Here is a 22,599-nt window from a genome sequence, read left to right on the forward strand (position 1 = left end):
AATGTTTTTCCGCATAACCCAGCGTGACCTTTTGCTCGCGATGCGGCGACGGTCGGATGTCTTGACCACGCTATTCTTCTTCGTCATCGTCGTGAGCCTGTTTCCTCTCGGGGTGGGACCAGAGATGAGCATGCTGCGAACCATGGCTCCGGGCGTGGTCTGGGTGGCCGCGTTGCTGGCCTCCATGCTGTCGCTAGGGCGCATGTTCTCCAGCGACCACGTTGACGGGACGCTGGAGCAGATGGTGCTCTCGCCCCAATCACTGTCACTGCTGGTGCTGGGCAAGGCGCTGGCTCACTGGCTCGTGACCGGTGTTCCGCTGGTGCTGATGGCGCCTGTGCTGGGCATCCAGTACGATTTGCCGGGGGATTCGTTGCTGGTGCTGACAGCATCTTTGTTGCTGGGTACGCCGGTCCTGAGCCTGATCGGGGCGATCGGCGCTGCGCTGACGCTGGGATTGCGCGGCGGTGGCGTGCTCGTCTCGCTGCTGGTATTGCCGCTTTATATCCCGGTATTGATCTTTGGCGCGGGAGCGGTAGAAGCAAGCGCGGCGGGCCTGGGGGCGGCGGCGCATCTGTCGCTCCTCGGCGCCTTCCTGCTCGCCTCCGTCGTACTGGCGCCATGGACGACGGCGTTATCGTTGCGGATTTCCATGGAGTAATGCCATGCAGAGCCCTTGACCTCGGCTGCAGGCCACTTTGCCTTCGCCGAAGCCGTCATTGTTCAACGGGTCGCAGACACCGAAAGAAACCAATTCTGAATTTGAGGTTTTTAGGTTAAAATTTGAGGTTACGCGCGCTTGGGGCGCCAAACTTCACATTGGAACTCAGTATTTAGATATGGCAATTAACTGGTTCAAGTATTCTTCCCCGGCAAGCTTCTACTTTCTCGCCGGTAAAATGATTCCGCTGTTTTCCGTCGCTGCTGTTCTCTTTTGCGCGGTTGGGCTTTATATCGGTTTTTTTGTCGCACCCACCGATTTTCAGCAAGGCGAAGCTTATCGCATCATTTTCATTCACGTGCCGGCAGCGTGGATGTCCATGTTTCTCTACGTTGTAATGGCTGTGTGGGCCGGTATCGGCCTGGCGTTCAATACCCGCCTTTCCTCCATGGTCGCGACGGCCATCGCCCCCACCGGCGCGATGTTCACGTTCCTGGCGTTATGGACAGGGGCGCTTTGGGGCAAGCCCATGTGGGGAACCTGGTGGGTATGGGATGCGCGACTCACGTCCGAATTGATTCTTCTATTTCTCTATATCGGCTTTATGTCACTGCAGGCGGCAATAGACGATCCGCGCCGGGCAGATAAAGCGGGCGCGATGATTGCGCTGGTGGGGGTTGTAAACGTGCCGATTATCTATTTCTCGGTAAAGTGGTGGAATACCCTGCATCAAGGTGCCTCGGTGAGTCTTACCCAATCGCCCAAAATGGCCACCACAATGCTGACGGGCATGCTGATCATGTCAATTGCATGCTGGATGTATGCGATTGCGGTCATTTTAATACGCACGAGAGCCATAATTCTGGAGCGGGAGCGTCATACCTCCTGGGTAGGAGAGCTGCAAGGAGCGGAAAGGTGATGTGGACCAGCGTATCGCAATTCCTGGACATGGGTGGCTACGGGTTCTACGTATGGGGCTCTTATCTGGTTACGCTGATTTGCATTGCCGGCGAGCTGGTTCTGGTTTTTAACCGCAAGCGAACTTTGCTTAAACATCTCAGTCTCATTCATCAGTCAAACAAACAAGAGAAGAGAAATGAAACCGCGTCATAAAAAATTGGCCATTATCGCTTCGAGCGTGACTGCATTAGGCGTCGCTTCCATACTCGTATTGAACGCATTCCAGAGCAACCTGGTATTTTTCTTCAGCCCCACGCAGGTAGCCAATAAGGAAGCGCCCCTGGGCAAGAGCTTCCGGATCGGCGGCCTGGTGGAAGAAGGCAGCGTCAAGCGCCAGACCGATGGCGTCACGGTAAATTTCGTCGTGACCGATACCGCAAAAGTCATCCCGGTTGTATATACGGGGATTCTTCCTGACCTGTTCAAGGAAGGCAAAGGAGTCGTGGCGCAGGGCAAGCTGTCGAATGATGGCATCTTCCGCGCCGACGAGGTGCTTGCCAAGCACGACGAGAATTACATGCCCCCGGAAGCGGCGGACGCCCTGAATCAAGCAGATAAGGCGCGCCAAACCGTACTGGTGCAATAGCGTCAATACTGCAGGCCTGGAGTTCAGGAGAACGTCTTCCAAACCCGAACCGTCCTACTATGGCAGCTAGCAGTCAGCCCATTTCATTTCATCATCCATAGGCTTTAATCACCATGATTCCAGAACTTGGTAATTTTGCTTTGATCCTCGCCTTGCTGCTGGCGCTTATACAAGGTACCCTGCCCATTATCGGCGCAGCCCGTGGCATCCCCTCATGGATTGCCCTGGCCCGGCCGGTCGTGCAGGGACAGTTTGTGTTTATCGTCATCGCGTTCTTCTGTCTTGCCTACTCGTTTGTTACCAGTGATTTCTCGGTAATCAATGTAGCGCAAAACTCGAATTCCAAACTGCCCCTGGAGTATCGCTTTGCCGCCACTTGGGGATCGCATGAAGGCTCACTGCTGCTGTGGACTTTCATGCTGGCGTCCTGGTCGGTCGCGGTAAGCGTTTTCAGCCGCCATCTTCCGAATGATATGGTGGCCCGAGTCCTGGGCGTCATGGGACTGGTGAGCGTCGGTTTTCTGTTATTCATGCTGTTCACTTCCAACCCCTTCGACCGCATGCTGCCCGGAGCCGCGGAGGGAAGCGACCTCAATCCCTTGCTGCAAGATCCGGGAATGGTTTTTCACCCACCCATGCTGTATATGGGTTATGTGGGCTTTTCGGTCGCATTTGCCTTTGCCATTGCTGCGCTGCTCAGCGGCCAGTTGGACGCAACCTGGGCACGGTGGTCGCGCCCGTGGACTACGATCGCCTGGATGTTCCTCACGATCGGCATCATGATGGGAAGCTGGTGGGCTTATTATGAACTCGGGTGGGGCGGCTGGTGGTTTTGGGATCCGGTTGAAAACGCGTCTTTCATGCCCTGGCTGGTAGGCACCGCCCTGATACACTCGCTTGCAGTAACGGAAAAACGCGGTGGTTTCAAGAGCTGGACCGTGCTGCTGGCGATCTGCGCATTTTCCCTGAGCCTGCTTGGCACCTTCCTGGTGCGCTCCGGCGTGCTGACCTCGGTACACGCATTTGCAACCGATCCCAAGCGCGGCATTTTCATCCTGGCTTTCCTGGTCATCATTACCGGCGGCTCCCTCCTGCTGTTTGCCTTGCGCGCGCCGAAAATCGGATTGGGCGGCAAATTTGAGGTGGTCTCGAGAGAGTCGATGCTGCTTGCCAACAATCTTTTATTGATGGTCGCTGCCGGAAGCATTCTGTTGGGCACGCTTTATCCGTTAATTATGGATTCGCTTGAACTGGGCAAGCTATCGGTGGGCGCGCCCTACTTCCAGGCCGTATTCGTACCCTTGATGACACCGGCAATCTTCCTGATAGGACTTGGCCCGCTCGCGCGCTGGAAACAGGCAAATCTGCCTGAACTGGCGGTACGTTTGCGCTGGGCTTTCGGCGTCAGCGTCATCACCGCCCTGGTGGCCCCGTTCTTCATGGGTGAATGGAAACCGTTCGTAAGCTTCGGCTTGCTGATGGCGTTCTGGGTTATTGCCAGTGTGGTCGCGAGCCTGATTCATCGTCTTCGCAGCAGTGGCAAGGAAGGGCTGTTCGCGAAACTTGCCGCGCAATCGCGTAGCTATTACGGCATGCATGCGGCCCATCTCGGCATTGCCGTGTTCATTATCGGCGTCGCACTGGTCGGCGGTTATGAGACGGAAAAAGACGTGCGTATGGACATTGGCGATACGGTCGAAGTGGGCGGCTACACATTCCGTTTCAACGGCGTGAAGAAGGGGCCTGGACCGAACTACGTGGCGGATATCGGTAACGTGGACGTGTTGCGTAACGGTGAAAAAATGCGGGTGCTCGAACCCGAGAAACGCGTTTATAACGCCTCCGGAATGGCAATGACCGAAGCGGCAATCGATACCGGTATTTTTCGCGATCTCTACGTCGCCCTGGGCGAGCCGCTGGAGAATGGGGCATGGATCGTGCGTGTTTACCATAAGCCTTTCGTGGACTGGATATGGTTCGGGTGTATGTTAATGGCATTGGGCGGAGGTCTTGCCATTACTGATCGTCGTTATCGTCTTTCGGCACGCAAAGAACGCGAGTTGGCCGATGACGAGAAAGTTTCAGCCAAACCCGGCAAGGTCGGCAACAAAGCCCCAGCGGCGCCCCTCATCGCAAGGAGCAAAAAGGCATGACGCGTTTCTTGCTGCCGCTGGGAATTTTTGTAGTGCTGGTAGGGTTTTTACTCGTGGGATTGAATCTCAATCCCCGGCAGGTGCCCTCGCCTCTGATCGGGAAACCTGCCCCTGAATTCCAGTTGCAGCAATTGCACCAGGCGGAGCAAACGCTGACATCCAAGGATAATCTGGGCAAAGTATGGCTGTTGAACGTGTGGGCCTCCTGGTGCGTCTCGTGCCGGGAGGAGCACCCCCTCCTGGTTGAGCTGGCAAAGTCCGGCATCGTTCCTGTTTATGGTCTCAACTATAAGGATCAGCGCGATGATGCACTGAAATGGCTCAAACAGTTTGGAGATCCTTACACTGTCAGCATCGTTGATCCGGAAGGCAGGACGGGGATAGATTATGGCGTGTACGGCGTTCCTGAAACTTACGTTATCGATAAGAAAGGTGTTATCCGGTACAAGCAAATAGGACCTGTGACAGTGGAAGCGCTGCAAACAAAAATCCTGCCGCTGGTTAAGGAATTGGAATTACAGGGATGAGTCTGAGGCTTTTATTTCCATCACTGAAAGATGACGGCACTCATAAGGGTGACAGCATGACGAAGGCTTTCTTCGGCGCAACGGGATTTGCATTTCTGCTCGCGTTCCTCCTTGCGCTGACTCCGGTCTGGGCCAAGGAGGCCGCACCCGTAGCTGAGGACCCGGAGATCGAGAAACGCATGACTACTTTGTCCGAGGATTTGCGTTGCCTCGTGTGCCAGAACGAAACGATCGCGGCTTCGCGCGCGGATTTTGCCAACGATCTTCGGCGGGAAATTCGGGAACAAATGCAGGCCAAGAAATCGGACAAGGAGATTGTTGATTTTCTCGTCGCGCGGTATGGAGATTTCGTGCTTTATCGTCCGCCGGTTAAATCCACAACCTTACTCCTATGGTTTGGACCTTTCATTTTTCTTCTGGGCGGCGCCATCGCACTGCTCGTTTATCTCAAGCAGCGCCGCAAGCAGATCCAGGAACCACAGCTATCCGACCAGGAACTCAAACACACTGAAGACCTGCTAAAGGAACGCAAGGGTAACAACGCATGACATCATTCTGGGTAGTTGCCGGCGTATTTATCGTCGGCGCTTTAATGTTCGTCCTCCCTACATTGTGGAGCAAAAGGAATCGCGACGGCGGCGTAGCTCGCGACGCGACCAATATAGATGTCTATCGCGATCAATTGGCTGAACTAGACAGCGATTTGCGCAGTGACATCCTCACACGGGAGCAATACGAGCAAAGCAAACGGGAATTGCAGCAACGGATGCTGGAGGATATTCCTCAGGGAGAAACCATGGCAGCCACACTGATGAGCGGCAATCGAAATGTTGCCACCATAACGCTGACGACCCTGGCCGTGCCATTGCTGGCAGTTTCGCTCTATCTTTGGCTGGGCAATACCAAAGCATTGTTGCCGCAACCCGCGGCGACGGAACATCCCGCCATGTCATCAGCAGGATCAGCAGAAGGCGGCCATCCGGATTTTTCGTCGGTGCTTGAAAACCTTATCGCCAGGCTCAGGGATCAGCCTGATGATATCGAAGGCTGGCTCATGCTGGGACGCACCTATGCCATGATGCAGCGTTTCAACGAGGCAAAAGAGGCGTATGAAAAAGTGCTGGCCTTGGCCCCGGATAATTCGGAAGTCCTTACCGACTATGCCGACATTGTAGCGATGACACACGACGGCAGTCTGGTTGGCGAGCCTTACGAGCTGATCAAGAAAGCCCTGCGCCTGGATGCAAGGAACCCGAAGGCGCTTGCGCTCGCGGGCACGGCTGAATTTGAGCAGAAAAAATATAAGGAGGCTGCAGCGTCCTGGGAAAAGCTGCTCGCGCTTGTTCCGCCATCGGAAGCCGAGCTGGTGCAATCGGTCAGGGCCAGCATTGATGAGGCAAAATCACTTGCCTCAGGCGGCAAAGGCGGGATGATTGCGAGAGCCATGGAACAGCCATCCGGAGGTCAGACTCCCCCTCCGACAGAGAACAAACCGGCCGCAGCCGCCGGTGCGGGGGCGGCGACGGCTGCATCAGGCACGCTTTCCGGCAAGGTAACGTTGGGCCCTGCCATGGCGGCCAAAACCTCCCCCACCGACAGCGTGTATATTTTTGCACGCGCCAAGGCTGGGCCCAGGGCGCCGCTCGCGACGCTGCGCCTGCAGGTCAAAGACCTGCCTGCAAGTTTTACGCTGAATGACTCAATGGCAAGGTCTGGGGTCCAGCTGTCTACTTTTCCCGATGAAGTGGTAGTAGGCGCCAGAATCTCCAAATCCGGCTCTCCCATGCCTCAAAGTGGCGATCTGCAAGGGCTCAGCCAGCCGACAAGGGTCGGCGACAAGAGTATCAATGTAGTGATTGATCAGCAGCTACCTTAAGCTACCTTAAAGCATGCGAGGACGCCGCAAACCCTGAAACTGCTACCGGGGAACCCTTCAAAACTTTGTACCACGGGCTGAGAAGCGGGTTAGAACACGCTAACCTCCTTCTTTAGCCGAACTGGTTTTACAGAGATTATTCCTTCCCCGCCCTGAAATCGCAATCCACAGGTTGTCCCTGCTGCAACTGCCTGAATTGATTTTTCCCAGTTAAAAAACCCTCGCCTCATCGGAACTCAGCACCATGGGCAAGCCGGGAATCATTGAGCGCGCAACTGATGATTGACCCATAGGGCCACAGTAAAGAGCAGCAGCGCGCCTGCCTGATGCGCCGCCGCCAGCGGTAGCGGAACCACCAGCAGCAAGGTGGAAATGCCCAGACTTATCTGCACTGCCAACATGACCAGTAAAAGGGTGCATGCGAAGCGCGCCGATCCTGAAAGTGGTACGCTCCTGGATTTAAACCAGAAAATTGAAATCAGAAAAGCCAGCAGCCACGCGATCAGCCGATGGTCGAATTGCACCGTCGCCATGTTATCGAAAAAATTCCGATACCACGGCTCCAGCATGAATATTTCCGGTGGCACCAAATGCCCGTTCATCAGGGGAAAAGTATTGTAGGCCATCCCGGCCCGGATGCCGGCAACGAACCCCCCCGACAGAATCATGATGAAGATGAGAGCGGTCAGTGCGATGGAAAAGCGGCGCAGGCCTCTTAATCTGCTGTTTGCAAGCGGTGCGCCAGTTGTGCCGGCGGGATATAGCAACCCCAGAGCGACCCAGAACATGGCGGCATAGATAACGAAGGCAAGGCCCAGATGGGCTGTCAGTCGATACTGGCTGACGTGCGGGTTCTCCACCAGGCCGCTCTTAACCATGTACCACCCCATCGCGCCCTGAAGGCCACCCAGCACAAAGATCCCGGCAAGCTTAATCCCCAGCGGCCGGTCGATTGCTTTTCTGATGGCAAAGTAAAGAAACGGCACAAAGAATGCCAAGCCGATAACGCGACCGAGCAGGCGATGAAAATACTCCCACCAGAAGATACGTTTGAATTCATCCAGGCTCATGCCCAGATTCACCTTTTTATACTGCGGCGTCTGGTGATACTTTTCAAAAAGCTCTTCCCAATCGTTTTGGCTGAGCGGAGGGACGGTGCCAACGAGGGGCTGCCATTCGACGATAGAAAGTCCTGACTCGGTCAGTCTGGTGACGCCGCCAACAACCACCATGGCAAACACCAGGGCACAGCAGGCTAACAACCAGATGGCGATGGATTTATGCATGATAGAGTTGGGTGAATTAATAACTAAGCGAATAACTAAGCCAAAAACAGCATGATTTCTCGCAGGTCGCTGACCTGTTATTTTCCTCGCATTAAACGTTGCTTATCGCGCACCCATTCTTTCTGTTTCTCGGACTCACGCTTGTCGTGCTGCTTCTTACCTCTAGCCAGGCCGATTTCAAGTTTGACTTTGCCAGCTTTATAATGCATGTCGAGGGGAACGAGCGTGTATCCAGCGCGCTCCACTTTGCCGATCAGACGTTTGATTTCCTCGGCATGCAACAGCAGCTTGCGCGTGCGAACCGGGTCTGGATTGATGTGCGAGGAGGCGGTCAACAAAGGGCTGATATGGCACCCAATGAGAAACAGCTCGCTTTTACGGATAATGACATAAGCTTCTTTCAGCTGCACCCTGCCGGCGCGAATCGCCTTGACCTCCCAACCTTCCAAAGTAACGCCCGCCTCGTATTTCTCCTCAATAAAGTAGTCGTGAAAGGCCTTCTTATTTTGAACGATACTCATTTAAGGCACTCCCGATCAGGTCCTCGTGAACGCTTTACTGGTAAAATAGGGATTGAAATACAAAGGGGAGCGTCCGCAGTGCGACTCCTAGGCAAGCTTACGATGCGGGCAACGCAACTCAGCAAGCCTGCCATTTTACCATAACCGCAGGGGAAGCATCTCGGCCCGCGCGCTCCCTGAGAGGTTTCTTAAGGAAGAAAAAGGGTGAGTTCCACGCGGGTTTGGTGTATTTTAACAGCTTTCACTACTGCTTCGTCGGGACGGGGCAGTTCATCCTATGGCTGAAATCGAAAAATCCGTTCTGATCGGATATTCTGCGAACCGTATGTTTGCCCTTGTGGATAAAGTCGAAGACTATCCCAAGTTTTTGCCGTGGTGCGGCGGTTCATCCGTCATTACTCAAAATGAGTCCGTCACCCACGCCACCATCGTAATCGACTATCACCACATCAAGCATAGTTTCACCACGGAAAATATTCGGAAGCCCCCTGAACTGATTGAAATGACACTCCTGAATGGACCATTTCAAAATTTGGATGGCCACTGGCGCTTCATACCGTTAGCGGAAAACGCCTGCAAGATCGAGTTTCGCCTGCATTACACCTTTGCGCACATATTTCTGGAAAAACTCGTGGGTCCCGTGTTTTTCATGATTGCAAACAGCTTCGTCGAAGCCTTCATTCAACGTGCCGAAGAAGTGTATGGAAGCTCATGAGCAGCGGACGGACATCGAGGGAATCGACATCGAGGTGGTTTATGCTTTGCCGCATCGCCAGGTTCTCAGGCGCCTGAGCGTTTCGCCTCAGACGACGGTCGAGCAAGCCGTAGAGCTCTCGGGGATGAGGAGCCTGTTTCCGGAGATTGACTGTTCAATTAACAAACTGGGCATATTCGGGAAACTCGTCAGGCCCGGCACTGTTTTGCGCGACCTTGATCGCGTGGAAATCTATCGGCCTTTAATTACCGATCCCAAGGAAAGTCGGCGGCGACGCGCAGAAAAATGCCGGGGTACGCAGAAACGTTGACCCGCTAGCAAAGGTTTGTACGAAGATTGAGCGTGAAACCGGCCAGCCTTGGTGCCGGTAACTCTTATATGGGCACCCGCGTGGTTGCCGCTCCCCTGGAAGTCCCGCGTTTCGCTATAATGCCGCTTTGTTAAGGATCGATATCATGCGAATGGTTGAGAAAGCTTTAACCTTTGACGACGTTTTGCTTCTTCCCGCCCATTCCGTGGTTCTGCCGCGCGATGTTAATTTGACGACGCGGCTCACCCGCGGAATCTCGCTCAATATCCCGCTAGTTTCAGCCGCCATGGATACCGTGACCGAAGCCCGGCTCGCTATCGCCCTTGCGCAAGAAGGCGGCATCGGCATTATCCACAAAAACATGCCGGTAGAAGCCCAGGCTGCCCATGTAGCCAATGTCAAGCGGTTCGAAAGCGGCGTAGTTAAAGACCCGATCACCATTCCCCCCGATATGACCGTGCGTGAAGTACTCAACCTCATCCACAAGTACAGGATCTCCGGTTTGCCCGTAGTGGACGGCGCAAAAGTTGTCGGCATTGTCACAAACCGTGACCTTCGCTTCGAAACCAATCTGGACCAGCCCATCAAAAATATCATGACGCTCAAAGACCGGCTGGTAACCGTTAATGAAGGCGCCACTCGCGAAGAGGCGATGGCGTTATTGCACAAATACCGCCTCGAGCGTGTCCTGGTGGTGAATAGCGATTTCGAGTTGCGCGGTTTAATTACGGTAAAAGATATTATCAAGACATCTGAACATCCCAGCGCGTGCAAGGACGATCTGGGACGTTTGCGCGTCGGCGCAGCAGTGGGCGTCGGTGAGGGTAGCCATGAACGGGCTGAAGCGTTAGCCGAAGCGGGAGTAGACGTGATTGTGGTGGATACGGCGCATGGCCACTCGCAGAGCGTGCTAGACAATATAAACTGGGTTAAGAAACGGTTCCCCGGCATTCAGGTGATTGGGGGAAACATAGCGACCGCCTCAGCCGCCAAGGCTCTGGTAGATCAGGGAGCGGATGCGGTAAAAGTCGGGATAGGCCCTGGCTCCATATGCACTACGCGTATTGTTGCCGGAGTAGGCGTGCCGCAAATCACTGCAATCAAAAATGTGTCGGATGCGCTGGAAAATACGGGCGTACCCTTGATTGCCGACGGAGGCATCCGATACTCCGGCGATGTTGCGAAGGCGATCGCCGCTGGGGCCAGTTCAGTCATGCTGGGCGGACTCTTTGCCGGAACCGAAGAATCACCCGGAGAAATTGAGCTTTTCCAGGGCCGTTCCTATAAGACCTATCGCGGCATGGGATCCCTTTCGGCGATGCAGCAGGGTTCGAGCGACCGTTATTTCCAGCAGGCCGAGCAGGATGCCAAGAAGCTGGTACCGGAAGGCGTAGAGGGCCGTGTTCCCTTCAAAGGCAGTGTAATCGCGGTCATTCATCAGCTCATAGGCGGCGTGCGCTCGGGCATGGGCTATCTGGGCTGCGCAACAATTGAAGAAATGCACGCCAAAGCAGAGTTTATCGAAATCACATCCGCGGGGATTCGAGAATCCCATGTTCATAACGTGCAGATCACCAAGGAAGCGCCGAACTATCACGTGGAATAGATGCAACTCGGGAAGCTGACCGGCTGGATCGTAGTTCTCCTGGATACGCCTCCCTGTCTTTACCACCGACTGCTCCGGTCATTAGCAGAACAGCGGGGCTTCTCAATTGCGGCTCCCGTTTGCAACTGCCACGCAACAATAATTCCGGCATATCTGAATAATAATGCACCAAAAAATACTCATCCTTGACTTCGGTTCCCAGTACACCCAGCTGATCGCCCGCCGCGTCCGGGAAACCTATGTTTACTGCGAGATTCATCCGTACGATGTCAGTGCCCAGTTCGTAAAAGATTTTGCACCCAAAGGCATTATCCTTTCCGGCGGTCCGGCATCAGTAGCAGAAGATGAAACGCCGCGCGCTCCACAAGTCGTATTCGAGCTCGGGGCGCCTATATTGGGCATTTGTTACGGAATGCAGACCATGGCCGCCCAGTTGGGTGGAGCGGTCCAGAACGCTACAGTGCGGGAATTTGGTTATGCAGAAGTATGGGCACGAGGTGAAGTCGATTTGCTCCGAGACATTCAGGATCGTATCGATGCGGAAGGAAATCAGGTTCTCGACGTCTGGATGAGCCATGGCGATAATGTAACGGTTCTACCGGCAGGTTTCGAAGTGATGGCAAGCAATGCCTCGACGCCGTTCGCCGCCATAGCAGATAAGCAGCGCAAGTTTTATGGGATGCAATTTCATCCGGAGGTCACCCATACGCTTCAAGGCAAGGCCATTATCGAGCGCTTTGTGCATGAGATCTGTGGTGCTGGTTATGACTGGAACATGCCCGATTACCTGGAAGAAGCGGTCGGGAGAATCCGTTCTGAAGTAGGCACGGATGAAGTTATCCTCGGGCTGTCCGGCGGTGTCGACTCGTCGGTGGCGGCAGCGCTTATCCATCGCGCCATTGGCCAACAGCTCACTTGCGTATTTGTCGACAACGGCCTGCTGCGACTGAATGAAGCAAAGCAGGTGATGGAAACCTTCAGCCGAAATCTCGGTGTGAAAATCCTCCACATCGATGCCGGGGGTGAATTCCTCAAACACCTCCAGGGCGTGGCCGACCCGGAAACAAAGCGTCGCATCATCGGGCGGGAATTTGTTGAAGTATTTCAGCGTGAAGCTGCCCAAATCTCTAACGCACGGTGGCTCGCGCAGGGGACGATCTACCCGGACGTAATAGAATCGGCTGGCGGCAAAACAAAAAAAGCGAATACCATCAAATCGCATCACAATGTGGGCGGCCTGCCCGACACGCTGCATCTGAAACTACTGGAACCTTTGCGCGAATTGTTTAAGGACGAAGTGCGCGAACTCGGGCTGGCATTGGGATTGCCCCACGACATGGTCTTCCGCCACCCTTTTCCCGGACCCGGGCTGGGCGTCCGCATCCTCGGCGAAGTGAAGTACGAATATGCCGAATTGCTTCGTCGTGCCGACGCGATTTTCATTGAAGAGTTGCGTATTTCAGGCTGGTACGAAAAAACATCGCAAGCCTTCGCTGTCTTTCTGCCAGTGAAATCAGTGGGCGTTATGGGCGACGGGCGCACCTACGAGTATGTGGTTGCCCTACGCGCGGTTCAAACCGAGGATTTTATGACCGCCCATTGGGCCGAGCTTCCTTTCACCTTGCTGGCCAAAATCTCCAACCGCATCGTTAATGAGGTGCGGGGCATTAATCGTGTTGTCTACGACATTTCCGGAAAACCGCCCGCGACGATCGAGTGGGAGTGAAAGCGGCAAGATGAAAAGCACTCGAACGTCGTTCGACGGGCGCTTCTAATTTACGATTTCAGGACGGCCTCGAAATGTCGGAGAGTGCCTCAACGACAGGTTCGATATCCGAACTGTCAACGGCGAAATCGCCGAGCGATACAATTCCTACGAGATGCTGATCCGCATCCACGATTGGTAATCGACGAATCTGGTGATCGCTCATAATTCTGGCGGCATCCTCGATTGAATCATCCTCGCTCGCCCACACCACACCTTCCGACATGACCTCGCGCACCGGGGTCCCGGAGTCTTTGCCTTCTGCAACTGCCCTGATCGCGATGTCCCGATCAGTTATCACGCCGATCAACTCCTCATCGTCCACCACTGGCACCAGCCCGAAATCACCATCACGCATTTCCTGCGCTGCCTCTTCTATCGTGGCATCCGGAGCAACAGTCTGTACGTCGGTATTCATTATCTCGCTAAGTTTTTGCATGCCACCTCCGTGTAGAAAAACAACGAAAGGTTGAATGAGTTGTGATCACGCGGCGCGTTAGAGCGGTTTGCGTCCGCTAATGATCCTGAGCAGGATCATTACGATGGCTATCACCAAAAGCACATGGATGAAGCCCCCTATCGTATAGGAACTCACCAATCCCAACAGCCATAGGACAATTAAGATAACAGCAATGGTATAAAGCATGCTACTTCCTCTCTAAGGTAAATTCAAAACCTACCTTTCCGGTACATGCTTCGTCAGGGACGGCGCTGTACCGGCACCCATGCGAGCTGCTTCCGCGTTCTCCCTCGTAGCTTTTACTGCCTGCTGCCTCTTCCCTCAGGTTCTCGACAGGCGCGCCGCCCGGCAGTTTGCTTCCGGTGTTCTGACTCGGGCGGCCACTACCCATCTATCTTGAACCTTGCTTAGCTGGGGCGATAGGTATCATCCCGCTGGTTTTTCTCCCAGGTGGCGATTTGGTCCTCCGCTTCCTCTTTTGTAATCCCGTATGACTCCTGGATCTTGCCCGCGAGCTGATCACGCCGGCCGGCAATGGTATCAAGATGATCATCGGTGAGTTTGCCCCACTGCTCCTTCACTTTTCCCTTGAATTGCTTCCAGTTTCCCTCGATTTGATCCCAGTTCATTTTGATTCTCCTTTCATATCCATTAAACAAGTTAGCAGATCGTTTATTTCTTGACGCTCAGTTCATTGATGACATTCTTAACCCCTTCCACACTGCGTGCGACCTGGGTTGCGCGTTCAATCTGAGACTGGTCCTTTACGAAGCCACTGAGCTGGACTTCTCCATCTCGAGTGACTACGGCGATGTCCCCGCTATCCACACCTGACTCGGCAACTAGCGCGCCTTTTACCTTCGTCGTAATAATCCCATCATCTATTTTCTCGCCGACGGTCGTCTGGGTGGTCTTCAGGGTCATTTTATTATCTACGCTCTTAACGCCCTCCACGCCGCGAGCAATCGAAATGGCGCGATCGATTTGAGCCTGACTGTCAACAAAACCGCTCAGTTGAACCTCGCCTTTATTCGTCTCGACCTTTATGTCGAGGCCTTTGACATCCGCGTCGGCAAGCAGCGCGGATTTCACTTTTGTGGTAATCGTGCTATCGTCGATCGTCGTCCCTACTGTCGTTTTGGCTTCGGGGGCTGCGGCCTTGGGCGCTTCTCCCGGCGCCGGCGCCTTTTCCTCGGATTTTCCACAACCCGCGATGGATAAGACGCTGGCTAGCGATACGGCCACAACGAGCAATTTATTTTGAGTATTCATACTTTTTTTCTCCAGAGTAGATTGAATAAGAGTTGCCAATGGCCCGCAGCTAAAGGCGTATTCATGCTCTGCTCCCACATCGGCTGCCTACGATTGCAATAATCCCTCTTCTGCCCCAATGGCTCAGTGCGCTGGCACACATAAATGTGAAGTAGCTGAATCTGATCAATAGCCACATTTGCATAACGCCCTGTCATTTCGTTGCGGAAGGTGGATACTGCAATAGAGAGCGACGCGGATGGGCATGGACTTCACCCGATCCGCGTCGCGAGAGATATTAAGGGAGGATATTCAGAGATCCGCGTTACCCTGGATCTGATCGAAAATACCGCCATTGGCAAAATGGATCGCTTGCGCAGCCTTCCAGCCTCCCGCGATTTCATCGATCGTGTACATATCTATCGGTGGAAGTTCGTTGGCATATTTGGCGGCTATTTTTTCATCACGGGGACGATAATAGTGTTTTCCCGCAATATCCTGTGCTTTCGTGCTGTAGAGGTAATCGATATACGCTTTGGGCACCTCCCGCGAGCCGGTCTTATTGTCCATGCCGTTAACCACGCTGACCGCAGGTTCCGCCAAAATCGACGTGGAAGGCACTACCACCTCGAATGGGCTTCCCCCCTGCGCCTGCGCTATTTGATGAGCCTCGTACTCCCATGCCAGCAGCACATCTCCGATGCCGTGTTCCGCGAAAGTCGAAAGTGACTCGCGAGTATCGGAATTCAGCACCTTGACATTGGCAAACAGCTTCTTGACGAACTCAAGCGCGTGGCTTTCGTTGCCCCCAGATCGCATGAGTGCATATCCCCACGCGGCCATATAATTCCACCGGGCGCTGCTTGAAGTCTTCGGATTGGAGGTAACCACCTGCACCCCTGGTCGTCCGAGATCGCTCCAATCCAGCAAGTTCTTGGGATTTCCTTTGCGCACCAGAAATACGATCGTGGACGTAAAGGGTGTATTGTGCGGCAGCAGGTTCTGCCAGTGAGGCAGCGTGAACCTGGTGTTCCCTTGCAGTGCGTCTTGATCATACGACACCGCAAGCGTGATCACTTTGAGTCCATCGACGGTAGCCCTCACGGGGATGCCGGAAATCGTTGTAGCTTGCTTGACAGTAACCTCAAGACCAGTTCGTGTTCTCCAGTGTTTCGCAAATGCAGTATTCAAATCTTCATACATTTTTGGCGTGGGGTCGGTCTTGCTGCTCTCTGAGAAACTGTCCAGGGCGGCAACAGCTCCACCCAGGCTGAGCAGCATAATGAGAATTGCAACAGCAAGACGTAAGCGATATGAATGCATCTGTATGTCCTCCAGTTATCCACAAAAACTGAAGCGAAATCTACCATTCGATTATTTCGGCGGTATTGCATAAAAATGAAGAAATCGCGTCGACTACCTGCACCCATCCCGTCAGTTAGAAATACATAGCGCTTGTACCGGCCCGCCGTATAGAATTTAACAGCCACATTTAAAAAGAATGGCAGATCGAGGAAGCGCCCCGTGAACATAAGAAATGTCACTAATTTTTCCAATATTGCACTTACGCTGCTGCTCACCAGTATCGGGATTCTCGTATTCCATTCGTTGAGCATCCGCGAAGATATTTATCAAAGCGAGCGCCACCGTCTGGAAGCGCTTCTGCTGGCCGAAGAGATGCTGCATAGCTCGAATGACCTGACCCGCATGGCGCGAACCTACGTGGCGACTGGCAATCCCATCTATAAGCGCTATTTCCTGGAAATCCTTGAGATCCGCGATGGCACTCGGCCGCGGCCGCTGAATTACTCCCCTACCTACTGGCATCTGGTAGCTGCTGGAAAAATTGAAGGGGTCACTTATGGACCGCCTGTTTCCCTCCTCGAAAAGTTTCGTCGCTCAAGGCTTAAGGAGGAGGAATTCGCTTTACTTGAGGAATCCCTAAAGCGGTCGGATAAGTTGGCCAACGTGGAAAAGCGCGCGTTTGCGGCCTTCGAAGGGTTGTACGACGACGGCACGGGCAATTTTTCGGTGCGGGGAAGACCCGACCGGGAACTTGCAATTCAGCTTTTGTTCAACCGCGATTATCTTGCCGAGAAGGCGGCAATTGTGGAGCCTGTGCAACGCTTCATGGATTTGTTTACGGGACGAATGCAGACTCAGGCCGTCTCAGGCATGGCCCGGCTTGAGCAGCAGATCATGATCGAGATGATACTGATCTTTATCGCGTTGCTCGCGATAATGGGCATTGTATTTTACACCCGGTTGAGCATCCTGCAGCCTCTGGCTGAACTCGGCAGCCAGGTAGCGGGTGTTACCCGCGGGATTGTTCCGAGCCGCTATGGAAAAGCGACAAGCAACGAATTGAAGAAGCTGAGCGAAGCATTAGCCTTGTCGGACGCCGAAAAACAGCAACTTCTTGAGAAGGAACGGGTGGCAAGAAACGAGGCCGAGCGCGCCAGTCAACTCAAGGACGAGTTTCTGGCGACCCTTTCTCACGAATTGCGAACCCCGCTGAACGCGATTCTGGGCTGGTCTCAGCTCATACTAAGCGGGAACATGAAAGAGGACGACACCCACCGTGGCCTGGAAACTATCGAGCGCAATGCTCGCGCTCAGAACAAACTCATCGAAGATCTTCTGGAAATGAGCAGCATCATCTCCGGAAAAGTCAGGCTTGACATGCAGCAACTGGATGTGGCCAGCCTGGTGGATACGGCAGTGGAGTCGGTCAGGCCGACTGCGCAGGCAAAAGGCGTAACCCTGCAAAAGACAATTACTCCGTATATTGGCACGATCGCGGGGGACCCAAACCGGCTCCAGCAGGTGTTGTGGAACCTGCTTTCGAATTCCATTAAATTTACCCCGAAAGGGGGAAAAATCCACATTATTGTCGGGTGGTCGGGCCCGACGCTCGAAATCAGGATCAAGGACTCGGGGCTGGGAATTTCACCGGAATTCATACCTTATGTTTTCGACCGCTTCAGGCAAGGGGACGCCTCCCTTACCCGACAGTATGGCGGACTTGGCCTGGGACTCGCCATTGTTAAGCAACTGGTGGAACTGCATGGCGGAATAGTTCGAGCCGAAAGCGCAGGCTTAGGTGAGGGATCTTCCTTTATCGTCAACCTGCCATTCGCTGCAGAAGATACAAAAAACGATCCCTTACCGCTTTTGAAAGAGTACGACACTGAAAAAAAAGCTGCGCTAGCAGGGCGGAAAATACTTGTAATCGATGACGAAGCGGATGCGCGTGAACTGATCAACAGGATACTGATCTATTGCAAAGCCAACGTGATCACTGCGGCCACCGCTACCGAGGGACTGGAGCTTCTCAAGAGGGAAAAACCGGATGTGGTTATCAGCGACGTCAGCATGCCGGACAAAGATGGCTATCAGTTTATCAACGAGGTACGACAGCTAACTCTGGAAAACGGGGGCAATATCCCGGCCATCGCGCTCACTGCATTCGCCCGCGCCGACGATATGACCAAGGCTATAAGTGCAGGGTATCAAAAACATTTATGTAAGCCCGTCGATTCGCATGAGTTGATCACTGCGATCAATCAGCTGGTGGGCGGGACGAAAACGGATGGTTGACCAGGTCCCGCCTGGATGATTCCGTAGTCCCAGATCCCAGATCTGATAATCCCTTAACGTTCCAATTTACAGGTCGAGCACTACCGCCGGCCCGTTGCGTATCATCCTGTCGTTCTGCCTGCCGCTTCCCTCCAATCGATCCGGCATGGGTACACCAAACATGATTCCCTGGCCGAGAAGTGGAACCAGCCGAGTTGCGCCTTATCACACGGCGCCGCTCCACCCCGCCCTCCTGATCTCCGTTTGAAATACATCTATAGCGAATTACGCTAATGGCATCATATGGCGGTGGAAACCAGCGTCAAATTGTCACATGCGACAAATTGTCACATTCGTCAATATGCCACATTGATTTTCACATATTGATAATGAATACTCTGACATCGGACTGGCTCATGGACTTACCGATGTTGATGCTGTTTTGATTTCTCACAACAACTCTGATGGGAGAGGCGGTATGAAAAAAATGTTTCAGCTTGCGTTATGTGTTGGCGGCATCGCATCTGTGCTGGCAACGGCCCACGTGGGCTATACCGGCCGCAATTTCGGCACATTCGATGATTCATATGCTGTATTGACCCTGTCTAATCAGGCCGTTAGCGGAAACTACGGCTGGATAGACGGAACAGACACGGACTTTGGCGATGCGCATAAAACGCTTGCCTATCGCTTCACCCTGCTCAACCCCACGGACGTCACCCTTAGCTTCGAGAGTCAGGCCTTCACTTCCCCCACTCTCGGCGCTCCCCCGTAATAGGAGGTTTGCTGCCGGGTTTTTCGCTTTTTCAGGGTCTTGCCCACGTCAAGCCGATAAGCGCCGATTATGACTCTTCCGATATATCCAAGGCCTACCCGCCCGTTAACACCGAGGGCGCATTCAGGGCACTGAACGACTGGAAGATTGGAAATGACCCCGACACCACCAACGGCATACCGGCTGCGTTAAGTTTTTTAAAATTCATCGGTCATGCCTATGACGGTTCAGGCTTCGGTTCCGATGGCATCGCCGATGGCAAGGTTTCCCACACTTTCACGAACCTGGCAGCGGGCGACTATTCCGTATTCATGGGCGGATCGGACTACCTCGCGCAGGATATCTTCAATCCGAATCTTCTGAGTATATACGGAGTAAGCGGCACATTGGTGGCCGATGTCGTGCCGGAGCCGGAAACGTATGCCATGTTCCTGGCTGGGCTGGGCCTCATGAGCTATCGTCCGCCGGCGGAAGAAGGGTTTGCCACAGCAGTAATCAGTTACCTATTACGAGCACTTGAGCCGATGGATAGGCGACGTGCCGTCGGGTTTGTTAATTTAGGACGGGTGAATGAACCCGGGCGCGCATTCTGTTCAAATTGTACTTAATGCCACCATGTAAAGAAGTCCGGAGCGATAATATCGCTGCCGGACCGGGGGTGTCATCTTCGACGAGGGGGGGCAAGTCGGACACCCAACCTTATTTTGCCTTATGCATAAAATTTGCTCCGTTCGCTGGCTCACATAAACACGAAACTTATGGATGATGCCAGGCCGGAGAGGCTACAATTTATCCCACATCACATCGCGCTGCTTCTTTGCTGCGGCGGTAAGCAATTCGATCAGTGGCAGGGCCCGATCCCTCAGGCTTACATTGTGATCATTATCCCGAGGTCCGGCTGCCGTCTCTGCCCCGGCTTGTGCGCTGGCCGAGGTCTTCTCCCCCTCGAGCGCCCGCGTTAAGCGCTCGAGTGCGGCAGGCACATCGTCCGCCTGAATCGCGCTGGGCACGGTACCACTGTGGCCCATCATCTTCAGCAGCTGCTGGGCCACGTCGCCGAACATGATTATGTCGGCGTACGCATCGGTTTTGAACGCTACCAGCATCAGGCGGCTCCCCGTCTCCCCAAGGAATCATGCTCGAACCTGCGACGTGCGCGGGCCGCAAACCCCACGATAGCCAAGCCCATCATCAGCATCGCCGCAACTTCAGGTTCAGGCACGGCCGCAGCGAACTCTGCAGCAAGAATGCCGTGCGCTCGGGTAGTCGGATGGAAGTCATCCCAGTAAAGATGAGCGTTAGGATTCCCGCAGGGAATGGATAGCGACGATAAACACTCATCCATCGGATTGACAAATCCATAAGCGGCGGGATTTGCCACAACGCTGCTGAAAAAAGAGAAGGTATCAAAGCGAAAAATATCCGCTTCTGGAACGCTTGAGCTTATGGTATTCAGTTGAGTGGTTAACTCATTGTTAAAAACTATCGAAAAAGCCCGAGCCTCGGCCCTCACCGCATCGCTCTCTCCTGCAACAAATGGATTAAGGCTCAGGTCAGGCAGATTGGGCACGAGAAAATGCTGAGCACCCGCTGCAGCCAGCGCGCTCACATATCCCCCGATGTTTTGCGCTGCGACAACCGGAGAATCGCTTGTCAAATAGTCGTTCGCCCCACCCCAAATGAAATACAGGGCATTCGGATCGGCTTTGCCCGACGAGTCGCGGTTATACATTTCCAGTTCCTGTTTCATGCCAGGGAGTTCAATCACGCCTCCCGGATTGAAGCCGCCGTTCTCTCCCCCGCTACCTGCCCCTGCTACCGCATAGCTGCGGAAATTCGTGCTCGTGACTCCTGCGGGAAAAAGAATTGCCGCCAGCTGTTCGGAGGCAACCGGGCCGTTGGATATGCGTCCGTCATCATAGGGGGGGCAAAAATGAAAGGGGTCACAATTATTTCCAAGTATCTTGTACAGGCTCGTCACAGCCGAGGGACTATCACCCGCGTCGCTTAAACTGTCTCCGAACGCGTAAAGACTGGTGAATGGCGCGGCCCAGGCATTGGCGCCTGAAAGCAACAATGCGGAAATCGCGACCAAGGTCATGCTTACTTTCATAATCGTTCTCCACTCTTAATGTTATTGTTATCGGGGACCCCCGGTGATTATGCCGCCCCGGCTACGGGCCGTATACTAGGACTAGGCCCGAGCGTACGTTCACGATTCATCCTGAAGCCCACCATGCTGCTTCAACGTCTACTCAAACCCAAACTGTTGATCAATCCCGGTCACTGAGCAAATACCCTATCAAAATCCCGATACCGACCGCCAATCCGATGGTCTGCCAGGCATTTTCGTGGACGTATTCATCGGTCGCGCGTGCGGCGGTTTTCGATTTATCAATTATCGAATCCTCGAAGTCTTCCAGATATTCCTTCGCCTGCTTCAAGTTCTGTTCAATCTTGGTACGCAAAGCTTGCGCAGTCCCGCTACTTTCGTTGCTCACTGTTTTCATCAATTCTTCTGTATCAGCGATCACCGAGTGAAAATCCTTAATGAGCTTGTCTTTATTTTCTTTAATAACTCTCGCCATCACACCCTCCTATAAAAATAAAACGGTCGCGCTGTTCAATGTTGAAAGTGACAGACGCTGATATTGGTCAAATCTGGTTCTTCTGTTAATCTATATTGATGCGCCACCATGGAATACTCGGCATCTGCGGCTCGCAATTTGCCATTTATCGCGCACTCCGCCCTTGTCTTCCTTGGATCTCCCTTATCTCTGGCATCGCGTTGGCATCGCTTCGCGCTCTACCCCTTGTTTTATATTTCTTTTCTGACGTTTAGTCTGTCTGCCACCGCACATACAGTTGCATAAGCCGGGCGGTAGTCTATAGCCGTGCTGTTTCAGCGGCGCCCCTTCTCCTCTCCGACTCCTTACTTGCGTAACGTCAGATAGAGTACCGGGCGCATCCAGTACCAGGCATTGTTCAGTGCTCCTAAAAGCGAACAGCCTTTGTACTTTGTAAACCCAGATCAGCGAACCGAGGAAGCGAATGTCAAACTTACATACCCCCAAGCGAAACCTTTTTCTGGCTGCCCTACCCGAAACGGATTATGAGCGCCTTAAATGCTGCCTTGAACTTGTGTCGCTCCCTCAAGGCTGGACAGTGTATGAAAACGGTGGGGAATTGGACCTTGTTTATTTTCCTACCACGAGCGTCATTTCACTGTTTGCTGCTAGCGGTAACGGAGACTCGACCGCAATTGCCGTGATCGGAAATGAGGGGGTTTTCGGCATTTCCATGCTAATGGGTCGGAAAAACACGCCGAGTCTGGCGATGGTCCAAACGGCCGGGTACAGTTATCTCCTTAAGGCAGCCCATCTGAGACAAGAGTTCGAGCTCGGCAGTCCGCTACGTTGCTTGCTCCAAAGCTACACCCAAGGTCTGATGACAAAAATTGCCCACACCGCAATCGGTACCCTGAAGCCGGCTTTCAAAACCAGCTTGCCTCTTGTCTGCTCGACCAGTTCTTCAGCCTGAGCGACTGGCACGACTTACACGGGAGCCT

At 53.7% G+C, this 22,599-nt stretch carries 26 protein-coding genes; 16 read left to right on the forward strand and 10 right to left on the reverse strand.

The window, feature by feature from the left end:
- Position 1: 1 nt before the first annotated feature.
- The 8 genes from ccmB (at position 2) to ccmI (ending at position 6,763) form a co-directional block, all read left to right on the forward strand.
- Positions 2-661, forward strand: a complete 660-nt coding sequence (ccmB, locus tag C8R31_RS07015; protein WP_107693307.1) for a heme exporter protein CcmB — start codon at positions 2-4, stop codon at positions 659-661.
- A 178-nt stretch (positions 662-839) separates the two neighbouring features.
- Positions 840-1,580, forward strand: a complete 741-nt coding sequence (locus C8R31_RS07020) for a heme ABC transporter permease (protein WP_107693509.1) — start codon at positions 840-842, stop codon at positions 1,578-1,580.
- A 29-nt stretch (positions 1,581-1,609) separates the two neighbouring features.
- Positions 1,610-1,774 (forward strand): heme exporter protein CcmD, encoded by a 165-nt coding sequence (gene ccmD / locus C8R31_RS07025; protein WP_258192619.1) that lies wholly within the window; start codon positions 1,610-1,612, stop codon positions 1,772-1,774.
- On the forward strand, positions 1,758-2,207 hold the full coding sequence (gene ccmE / locus C8R31_RS07030; RefSeq protein ID WP_107693309.1) for a cytochrome c maturation protein CcmE: 450 nt from the start codon (positions 1,758-1,760) through the stop codon (positions 2,205-2,207). Before ccmD ends, ccmE begins: the two co-directional genes overlap by 17 nt.
- Before the next feature lie 113 nt (positions 2,208-2,320).
- Positions 2,321-4,360, forward strand: coding sequence for a heme lyase CcmF/NrfE family subunit (locus C8R31_RS07035; protein ID WP_107693310.1), 2,040 nt, complete (start codon positions 2,321-2,323; stop codon positions 4,358-4,360).
- Positions 4,357-4,887 (forward strand): DsbE family thiol:disulfide interchange protein, encoded by a 531-nt coding sequence (locus C8R31_RS07040; RefSeq protein ID WP_107693311.1) that lies wholly within the window; start codon positions 4,357-4,359, stop codon positions 4,885-4,887. The genes C8R31_RS07035 and C8R31_RS07040 overlap by 4 nt, the downstream gene beginning before the upstream one ends.
- 56 nt (positions 4,888-4,943) lie before the next feature.
- Positions 4,944-5,435, forward strand: a complete 492-nt coding sequence (locus C8R31_RS07045; protein ID WP_091137207.1) for a cytochrome c-type biogenesis protein — start codon at positions 4,944-4,946, stop codon at positions 5,433-5,435.
- Positions 5,432-6,763, forward strand: coding sequence for a c-type cytochrome biogenesis protein CcmI (gene ccmI, locus C8R31_RS07050; protein WP_107693312.1), 1,332 nt, complete (start codon positions 5,432-5,434; stop codon positions 6,761-6,763). Before C8R31_RS07045 ends, ccmI begins: the two co-directional genes overlap by 4 nt.
- A 260-nt stretch (positions 6,764-7,023) precedes the next feature.
- Here the strand turns inward: ccmI and C8R31_RS07055 are convergent, their stop codons facing one another.
- Together C8R31_RS07055 and smpB are read right to left on the reverse strand one after the other, a co-directional pair.
- Positions 7,024-8,049 (reverse strand): COX15/CtaA family protein, encoded by a 1,026-nt coding sequence (locus tag C8R31_RS07055; RefSeq protein WP_107693313.1) that lies wholly within the window; start codon positions 8,047-8,049, stop codon positions 7,024-7,026.
- Positions 8,050-8,126: 77 nt separating this feature from the next.
- Positions 8,127-8,570, reverse strand: a complete 444-nt coding sequence (gene smpB / locus C8R31_RS07060; RefSeq protein ID WP_107693314.1) for an SsrA-binding protein SmpB — start codon at positions 8,568-8,570, stop codon at positions 8,127-8,129.
- 277 nt (positions 8,571-8,847) lie between these two features.
- Here smpB and C8R31_RS07065 point away from each other — a divergent pair, with 277 nt between their 5' ends.
- From C8R31_RS07065 to guaA, 4 genes are all read left to right on the forward strand, one after another.
- Positions 8,848-9,285, forward strand: a complete 438-nt coding sequence (locus tag C8R31_RS07065; protein WP_107693315.1) for a type II toxin-antitoxin system RatA family toxin — start codon at positions 8,848-8,850, stop codon at positions 9,283-9,285.
- Positions 9,272-9,595, forward strand: a complete 324-nt coding sequence (locus C8R31_RS07070) for an RnfH family protein (protein WP_107693316.1) — start codon at positions 9,272-9,274, stop codon at positions 9,593-9,595. The genes C8R31_RS07065 and C8R31_RS07070 overlap by 14 nt, the downstream gene beginning before the upstream one ends.
- 145 nt (positions 9,596-9,740) lie before the next feature.
- Positions 9,741-11,201: an IMP dehydrogenase gene (gene guaB, locus C8R31_RS07075; protein WP_107693317.1), complete on the forward strand. Its 1,461-nt coding sequence runs from the start codon at positions 9,741-9,743 to the stop codon at positions 11,199-11,201.
- A 163-nt stretch (positions 11,202-11,364) separates the two neighbouring features.
- The gene (gene guaA / locus C8R31_RS07080; RefSeq protein WP_107693318.1) at positions 11,365-12,927 is read left to right on the forward strand and encodes a glutamine-hydrolyzing GMP synthase; all 1,563 of its coding nucleotides are present in this window, start codon (positions 11,365-11,367) and stop codon (positions 12,925-12,927) included.
- A 58-nt stretch (positions 12,928-12,985) separates the two neighbouring features.
- On the opposite strand, the gene C8R31_RS07085 is transcribed toward guaA, so the two are convergent.
- From C8R31_RS07085 to C8R31_RS07105, 5 genes are all read right to left on the reverse strand, one after another.
- Complete coding sequence (locus tag C8R31_RS07085; RefSeq protein WP_107693319.1) at positions 12,986-13,405, reverse strand: CBS domain-containing protein; 420 nt, start codon at positions 13,403-13,405, stop codon at positions 12,986-12,988.
- Between the two features lie 57 nt (positions 13,406-13,462).
- Positions 13,463-13,612, reverse strand: a complete 150-nt coding sequence (locus C8R31_RS07090) for a lmo0937 family membrane protein (RefSeq protein WP_107693320.1) — start codon at positions 13,610-13,612, stop codon at positions 13,463-13,465.
- Positions 13,613-13,833: 221 nt separating this feature from the next.
- Complete coding sequence (locus C8R31_RS07095) at positions 13,834-14,055, reverse strand: CsbD family protein (protein WP_107693321.1); 222 nt, start codon at positions 14,053-14,055, stop codon at positions 13,834-13,836.
- A 43-nt stretch (positions 14,056-14,098) separates the two neighbouring features.
- Positions 14,099-14,698 (reverse strand): BON domain-containing protein, encoded by a 600-nt coding sequence (locus tag C8R31_RS07100; protein ID WP_107693322.1) that lies wholly within the window; start codon positions 14,696-14,698, stop codon positions 14,099-14,101.
- A 291-nt stretch (positions 14,699-14,989) separates the two neighbouring features.
- Positions 14,990-16,000 (reverse strand): sulfate ABC transporter substrate-binding protein, encoded by a 1,011-nt coding sequence (locus tag C8R31_RS07105; RefSeq protein ID WP_107693323.1) that lies wholly within the window; start codon positions 15,998-16,000, stop codon positions 14,990-14,992.
- Between the two features lie 201 nt (positions 16,001-16,201).
- Between C8R31_RS07105 and C8R31_RS07110 the strand changes: the two genes are divergently transcribed.
- The 3 genes from C8R31_RS07110 to C8R31_RS07115 all read left to right on the forward strand — a co-directional run bounded on the left by C8R31_RS07110 (position 16,202) and on the right by C8R31_RS07115 (position 19,639).
- Complete coding sequence (locus C8R31_RS07110) at positions 16,202-18,277, forward strand: ATP-binding protein (RefSeq protein WP_107693324.1); 2,076 nt, start codon at positions 16,202-16,204, stop codon at positions 18,275-18,277.
- A gap of 457 nt (positions 18,278-18,734) precedes the next feature.
- The gene (locus C8R31_RS16520) at positions 18,735-19,031 is read left to right on the forward strand and encodes a hypothetical protein (RefSeq protein WP_258192609.1); all 297 of its coding nucleotides are present in this window, start codon (positions 18,735-18,737) and stop codon (positions 19,029-19,031) included.
- Positions 19,032-19,039: 8 nt separating this feature from the next.
- On the forward strand, positions 19,040-19,639 hold the full coding sequence (locus tag C8R31_RS07115; RefSeq protein WP_258192610.1) for a PEP-CTERM sorting domain-containing protein: 600 nt from the start codon (positions 19,040-19,042) through the stop codon (positions 19,637-19,639).
- A gap of 174 nt (positions 19,640-19,813) precedes the next feature.
- Here the strand turns inward: C8R31_RS07115 and C8R31_RS07120 are convergent, their stop codons facing one another.
- The 3 genes from C8R31_RS07120 to C8R31_RS07130 form a co-directional block, all read right to left on the reverse strand.
- Entirely contained in the window at positions 19,814-20,137 is a 324-nt protein-coding gene (locus tag C8R31_RS07120; protein ID WP_107693325.1) for a DUF1840 domain-containing protein, read from the reverse strand.
- The gene (locus tag C8R31_RS16525) at positions 20,137-21,144 is read right to left on the reverse strand and encodes an SGNH/GDSL hydrolase family protein (protein WP_107693326.1); all 1,008 of its coding nucleotides are present in this window, start codon (positions 21,142-21,144) and stop codon (positions 20,137-20,139) included. Before C8R31_RS16525 ends, C8R31_RS07120 begins: the two co-directional genes overlap by 1 nt.
- A gap of 160 nt (positions 21,145-21,304) precedes the next feature.
- Positions 21,305-21,619 carry a YqjD family protein gene (locus C8R31_RS07130; RefSeq protein ID WP_107693327.1) on the reverse strand — a complete coding sequence of 105 codons (315 nt, stop codon included), beginning with the start codon at positions 21,617-21,619 and terminating at the stop codon, positions 21,305-21,307.
- Between the two features lie 463 nt (positions 21,620-22,082).
- Here C8R31_RS07130 and C8R31_RS07135 point away from each other — a divergent pair, with 463 nt between their 5' ends.
- On the forward strand, positions 22,083-22,571 hold the full coding sequence (locus tag C8R31_RS07135; protein ID WP_107693328.1) for a Crp/Fnr family transcriptional regulator: 489 nt from the start codon (positions 22,083-22,085) through the stop codon (positions 22,569-22,571).
- The last annotated feature ends 28 nt before the right edge of the window (positions 22,572-22,599 follow it).

The organism is Nitrosospira sp. Nsp2, from assembly GCF_003050965.1.
In the GTDB taxonomy this organism is placed as follows: Bacteria; Pseudomonadota; Gammaproteobacteria; order Burkholderiales; family Nitrosomonadaceae; genus Nitrosospira.

Excerpts from the sequence above, each read along its gene's own strand:
- C8R31_RS07065 (WP_107693315.1), top strand. The coding sequence starts at position 8,848 with ATGGCTGAAATCGAAAAATCCGTTCTGATCGGATATTCTGCGAACCGT.
- ccmB (WP_107693307.1), top strand. The coding sequence starts at position 2 with ATGTTTTTCCGCATAACCCAGCGTGACCTTTTGCTCGCGATGCGGCGA.
- C8R31_RS07045 (WP_091137207.1), top strand. The coding sequence starts at position 4,944 with ATGACGAAGGCTTTCTTCGGCGCAACGGGATTTGCATTTCTGCTCGCG.
- C8R31_RS07120 (WP_107693325.1), bottom strand. The coding sequence starts at position 20,137 with ATGCTGGTAGCGTTCAAAACCGATGCGTACGCCGACATAATCATGTTC.
- C8R31_RS07055 (WP_107693313.1), bottom strand. The coding sequence starts at position 8,049 with ATGCATAAATCCATCGCCATCTGGTTGTTAGCCTGCTGTGCCCTGGTG.
- ccmI (WP_107693312.1), top strand. The coding sequence starts at position 5,432 with ATGACATCATTCTGGGTAGTTGCCGGCGTATTTATCGTCGGCGCTTTA.
- C8R31_RS07095 (WP_107693321.1), bottom strand. The coding sequence starts at position 14,055 with ATGAACTGGGATCAAATCGAGGGAAACTGGAAGCAATTCAAGGGAAAA.
- C8R31_RS07070 (WP_107693316.1), top strand. The coding sequence starts at position 9,272 with ATGGAAGCTCATGAGCAGCGGACGGACATCGAGGGAATCGACATCGAG.
- C8R31_RS07020 (WP_107693509.1), top strand. The coding sequence starts at position 840 with ATGGCAATTAACTGGTTCAAGTATTCTTCCCCGGCAAGCTTCTACTTT.
- C8R31_RS07090 (WP_107693320.1), bottom strand. The coding sequence starts at position 13,612 with ATGCTTTATACCATTGCTGTTATCTTAATTGTCCTATGGCTGTTGGGA.
- ccmD (WP_258192619.1), top strand. The coding sequence starts at position 1,610 with ATGGGTGGCTACGGGTTCTACGTATGGGGCTCTTATCTGGTTACGCTG.
- C8R31_RS07040 (WP_107693311.1), top strand. The coding sequence starts at position 4,357 with ATGACGCGTTTCTTGCTGCCGCTGGGAATTTTTGTAGTGCTGGTAGGG.
- C8R31_RS16525 (WP_107693326.1), bottom strand. The coding sequence starts at position 21,144 with ATGAAAGTAAGCATGACCTTGGTCGCGATTTCCGCATTGTTGCTTTCA.
- C8R31_RS07105 (WP_107693323.1), bottom strand. The coding sequence starts at position 16,000 with ATGCATTCATATCGCTTACGTCTTGCTGTTGCAATTCTCATTATGCTG.
- guaA (WP_107693318.1), top strand. The coding sequence starts at position 11,365 with ATGCACCAAAAAATACTCATCCTTGACTTCGGTTCCCAGTACACCCAG.
- smpB (WP_107693314.1), bottom strand. The coding sequence starts at position 8,570 with ATGAGTATCGTTCAAAATAAGAAGGCCTTTCACGACTACTTTATTGAG.
- C8R31_RS07100 (WP_107693322.1), bottom strand. The coding sequence starts at position 14,698 with ATGAATACTCAAAATAAATTGCTCGTTGTGGCCGTATCGCTAGCCAGC.
- C8R31_RS07135 (WP_107693328.1), top strand. The coding sequence starts at position 22,083 with ATGTCAAACTTACATACCCCCAAGCGAAACCTTTTTCTGGCTGCCCTA.
- C8R31_RS07130 (WP_107693327.1), bottom strand. The coding sequence starts at position 21,619 with ATGGCGAGAGTTATTAAAGAAAATAAAGACAAGCTCATTAAGGATTTT.
- guaB (WP_107693317.1), top strand. The coding sequence starts at position 9,741 with ATGCGAATGGTTGAGAAAGCTTTAACCTTTGACGACGTTTTGCTTCTT.
- C8R31_RS07085 (WP_107693319.1), bottom strand. The coding sequence starts at position 13,405 with ATGCAAAAACTTAGCGAGATAATGAATACCGACGTACAGACTGTTGCT.
- C8R31_RS16520 (WP_258192609.1), top strand. The coding sequence starts at position 18,735 with ATGAAAAAAATGTTTCAGCTTGCGTTATGTGTTGGCGGCATCGCATCT.
- ccmE (WP_107693309.1), top strand. The coding sequence starts at position 1,758 with ATGAAACCGCGTCATAAAAAATTGGCCATTATCGCTTCGAGCGTGACT.
- C8R31_RS07035 (WP_107693310.1), top strand. The coding sequence starts at position 2,321 with ATGATTCCAGAACTTGGTAATTTTGCTTTGATCCTCGCCTTGCTGCTG.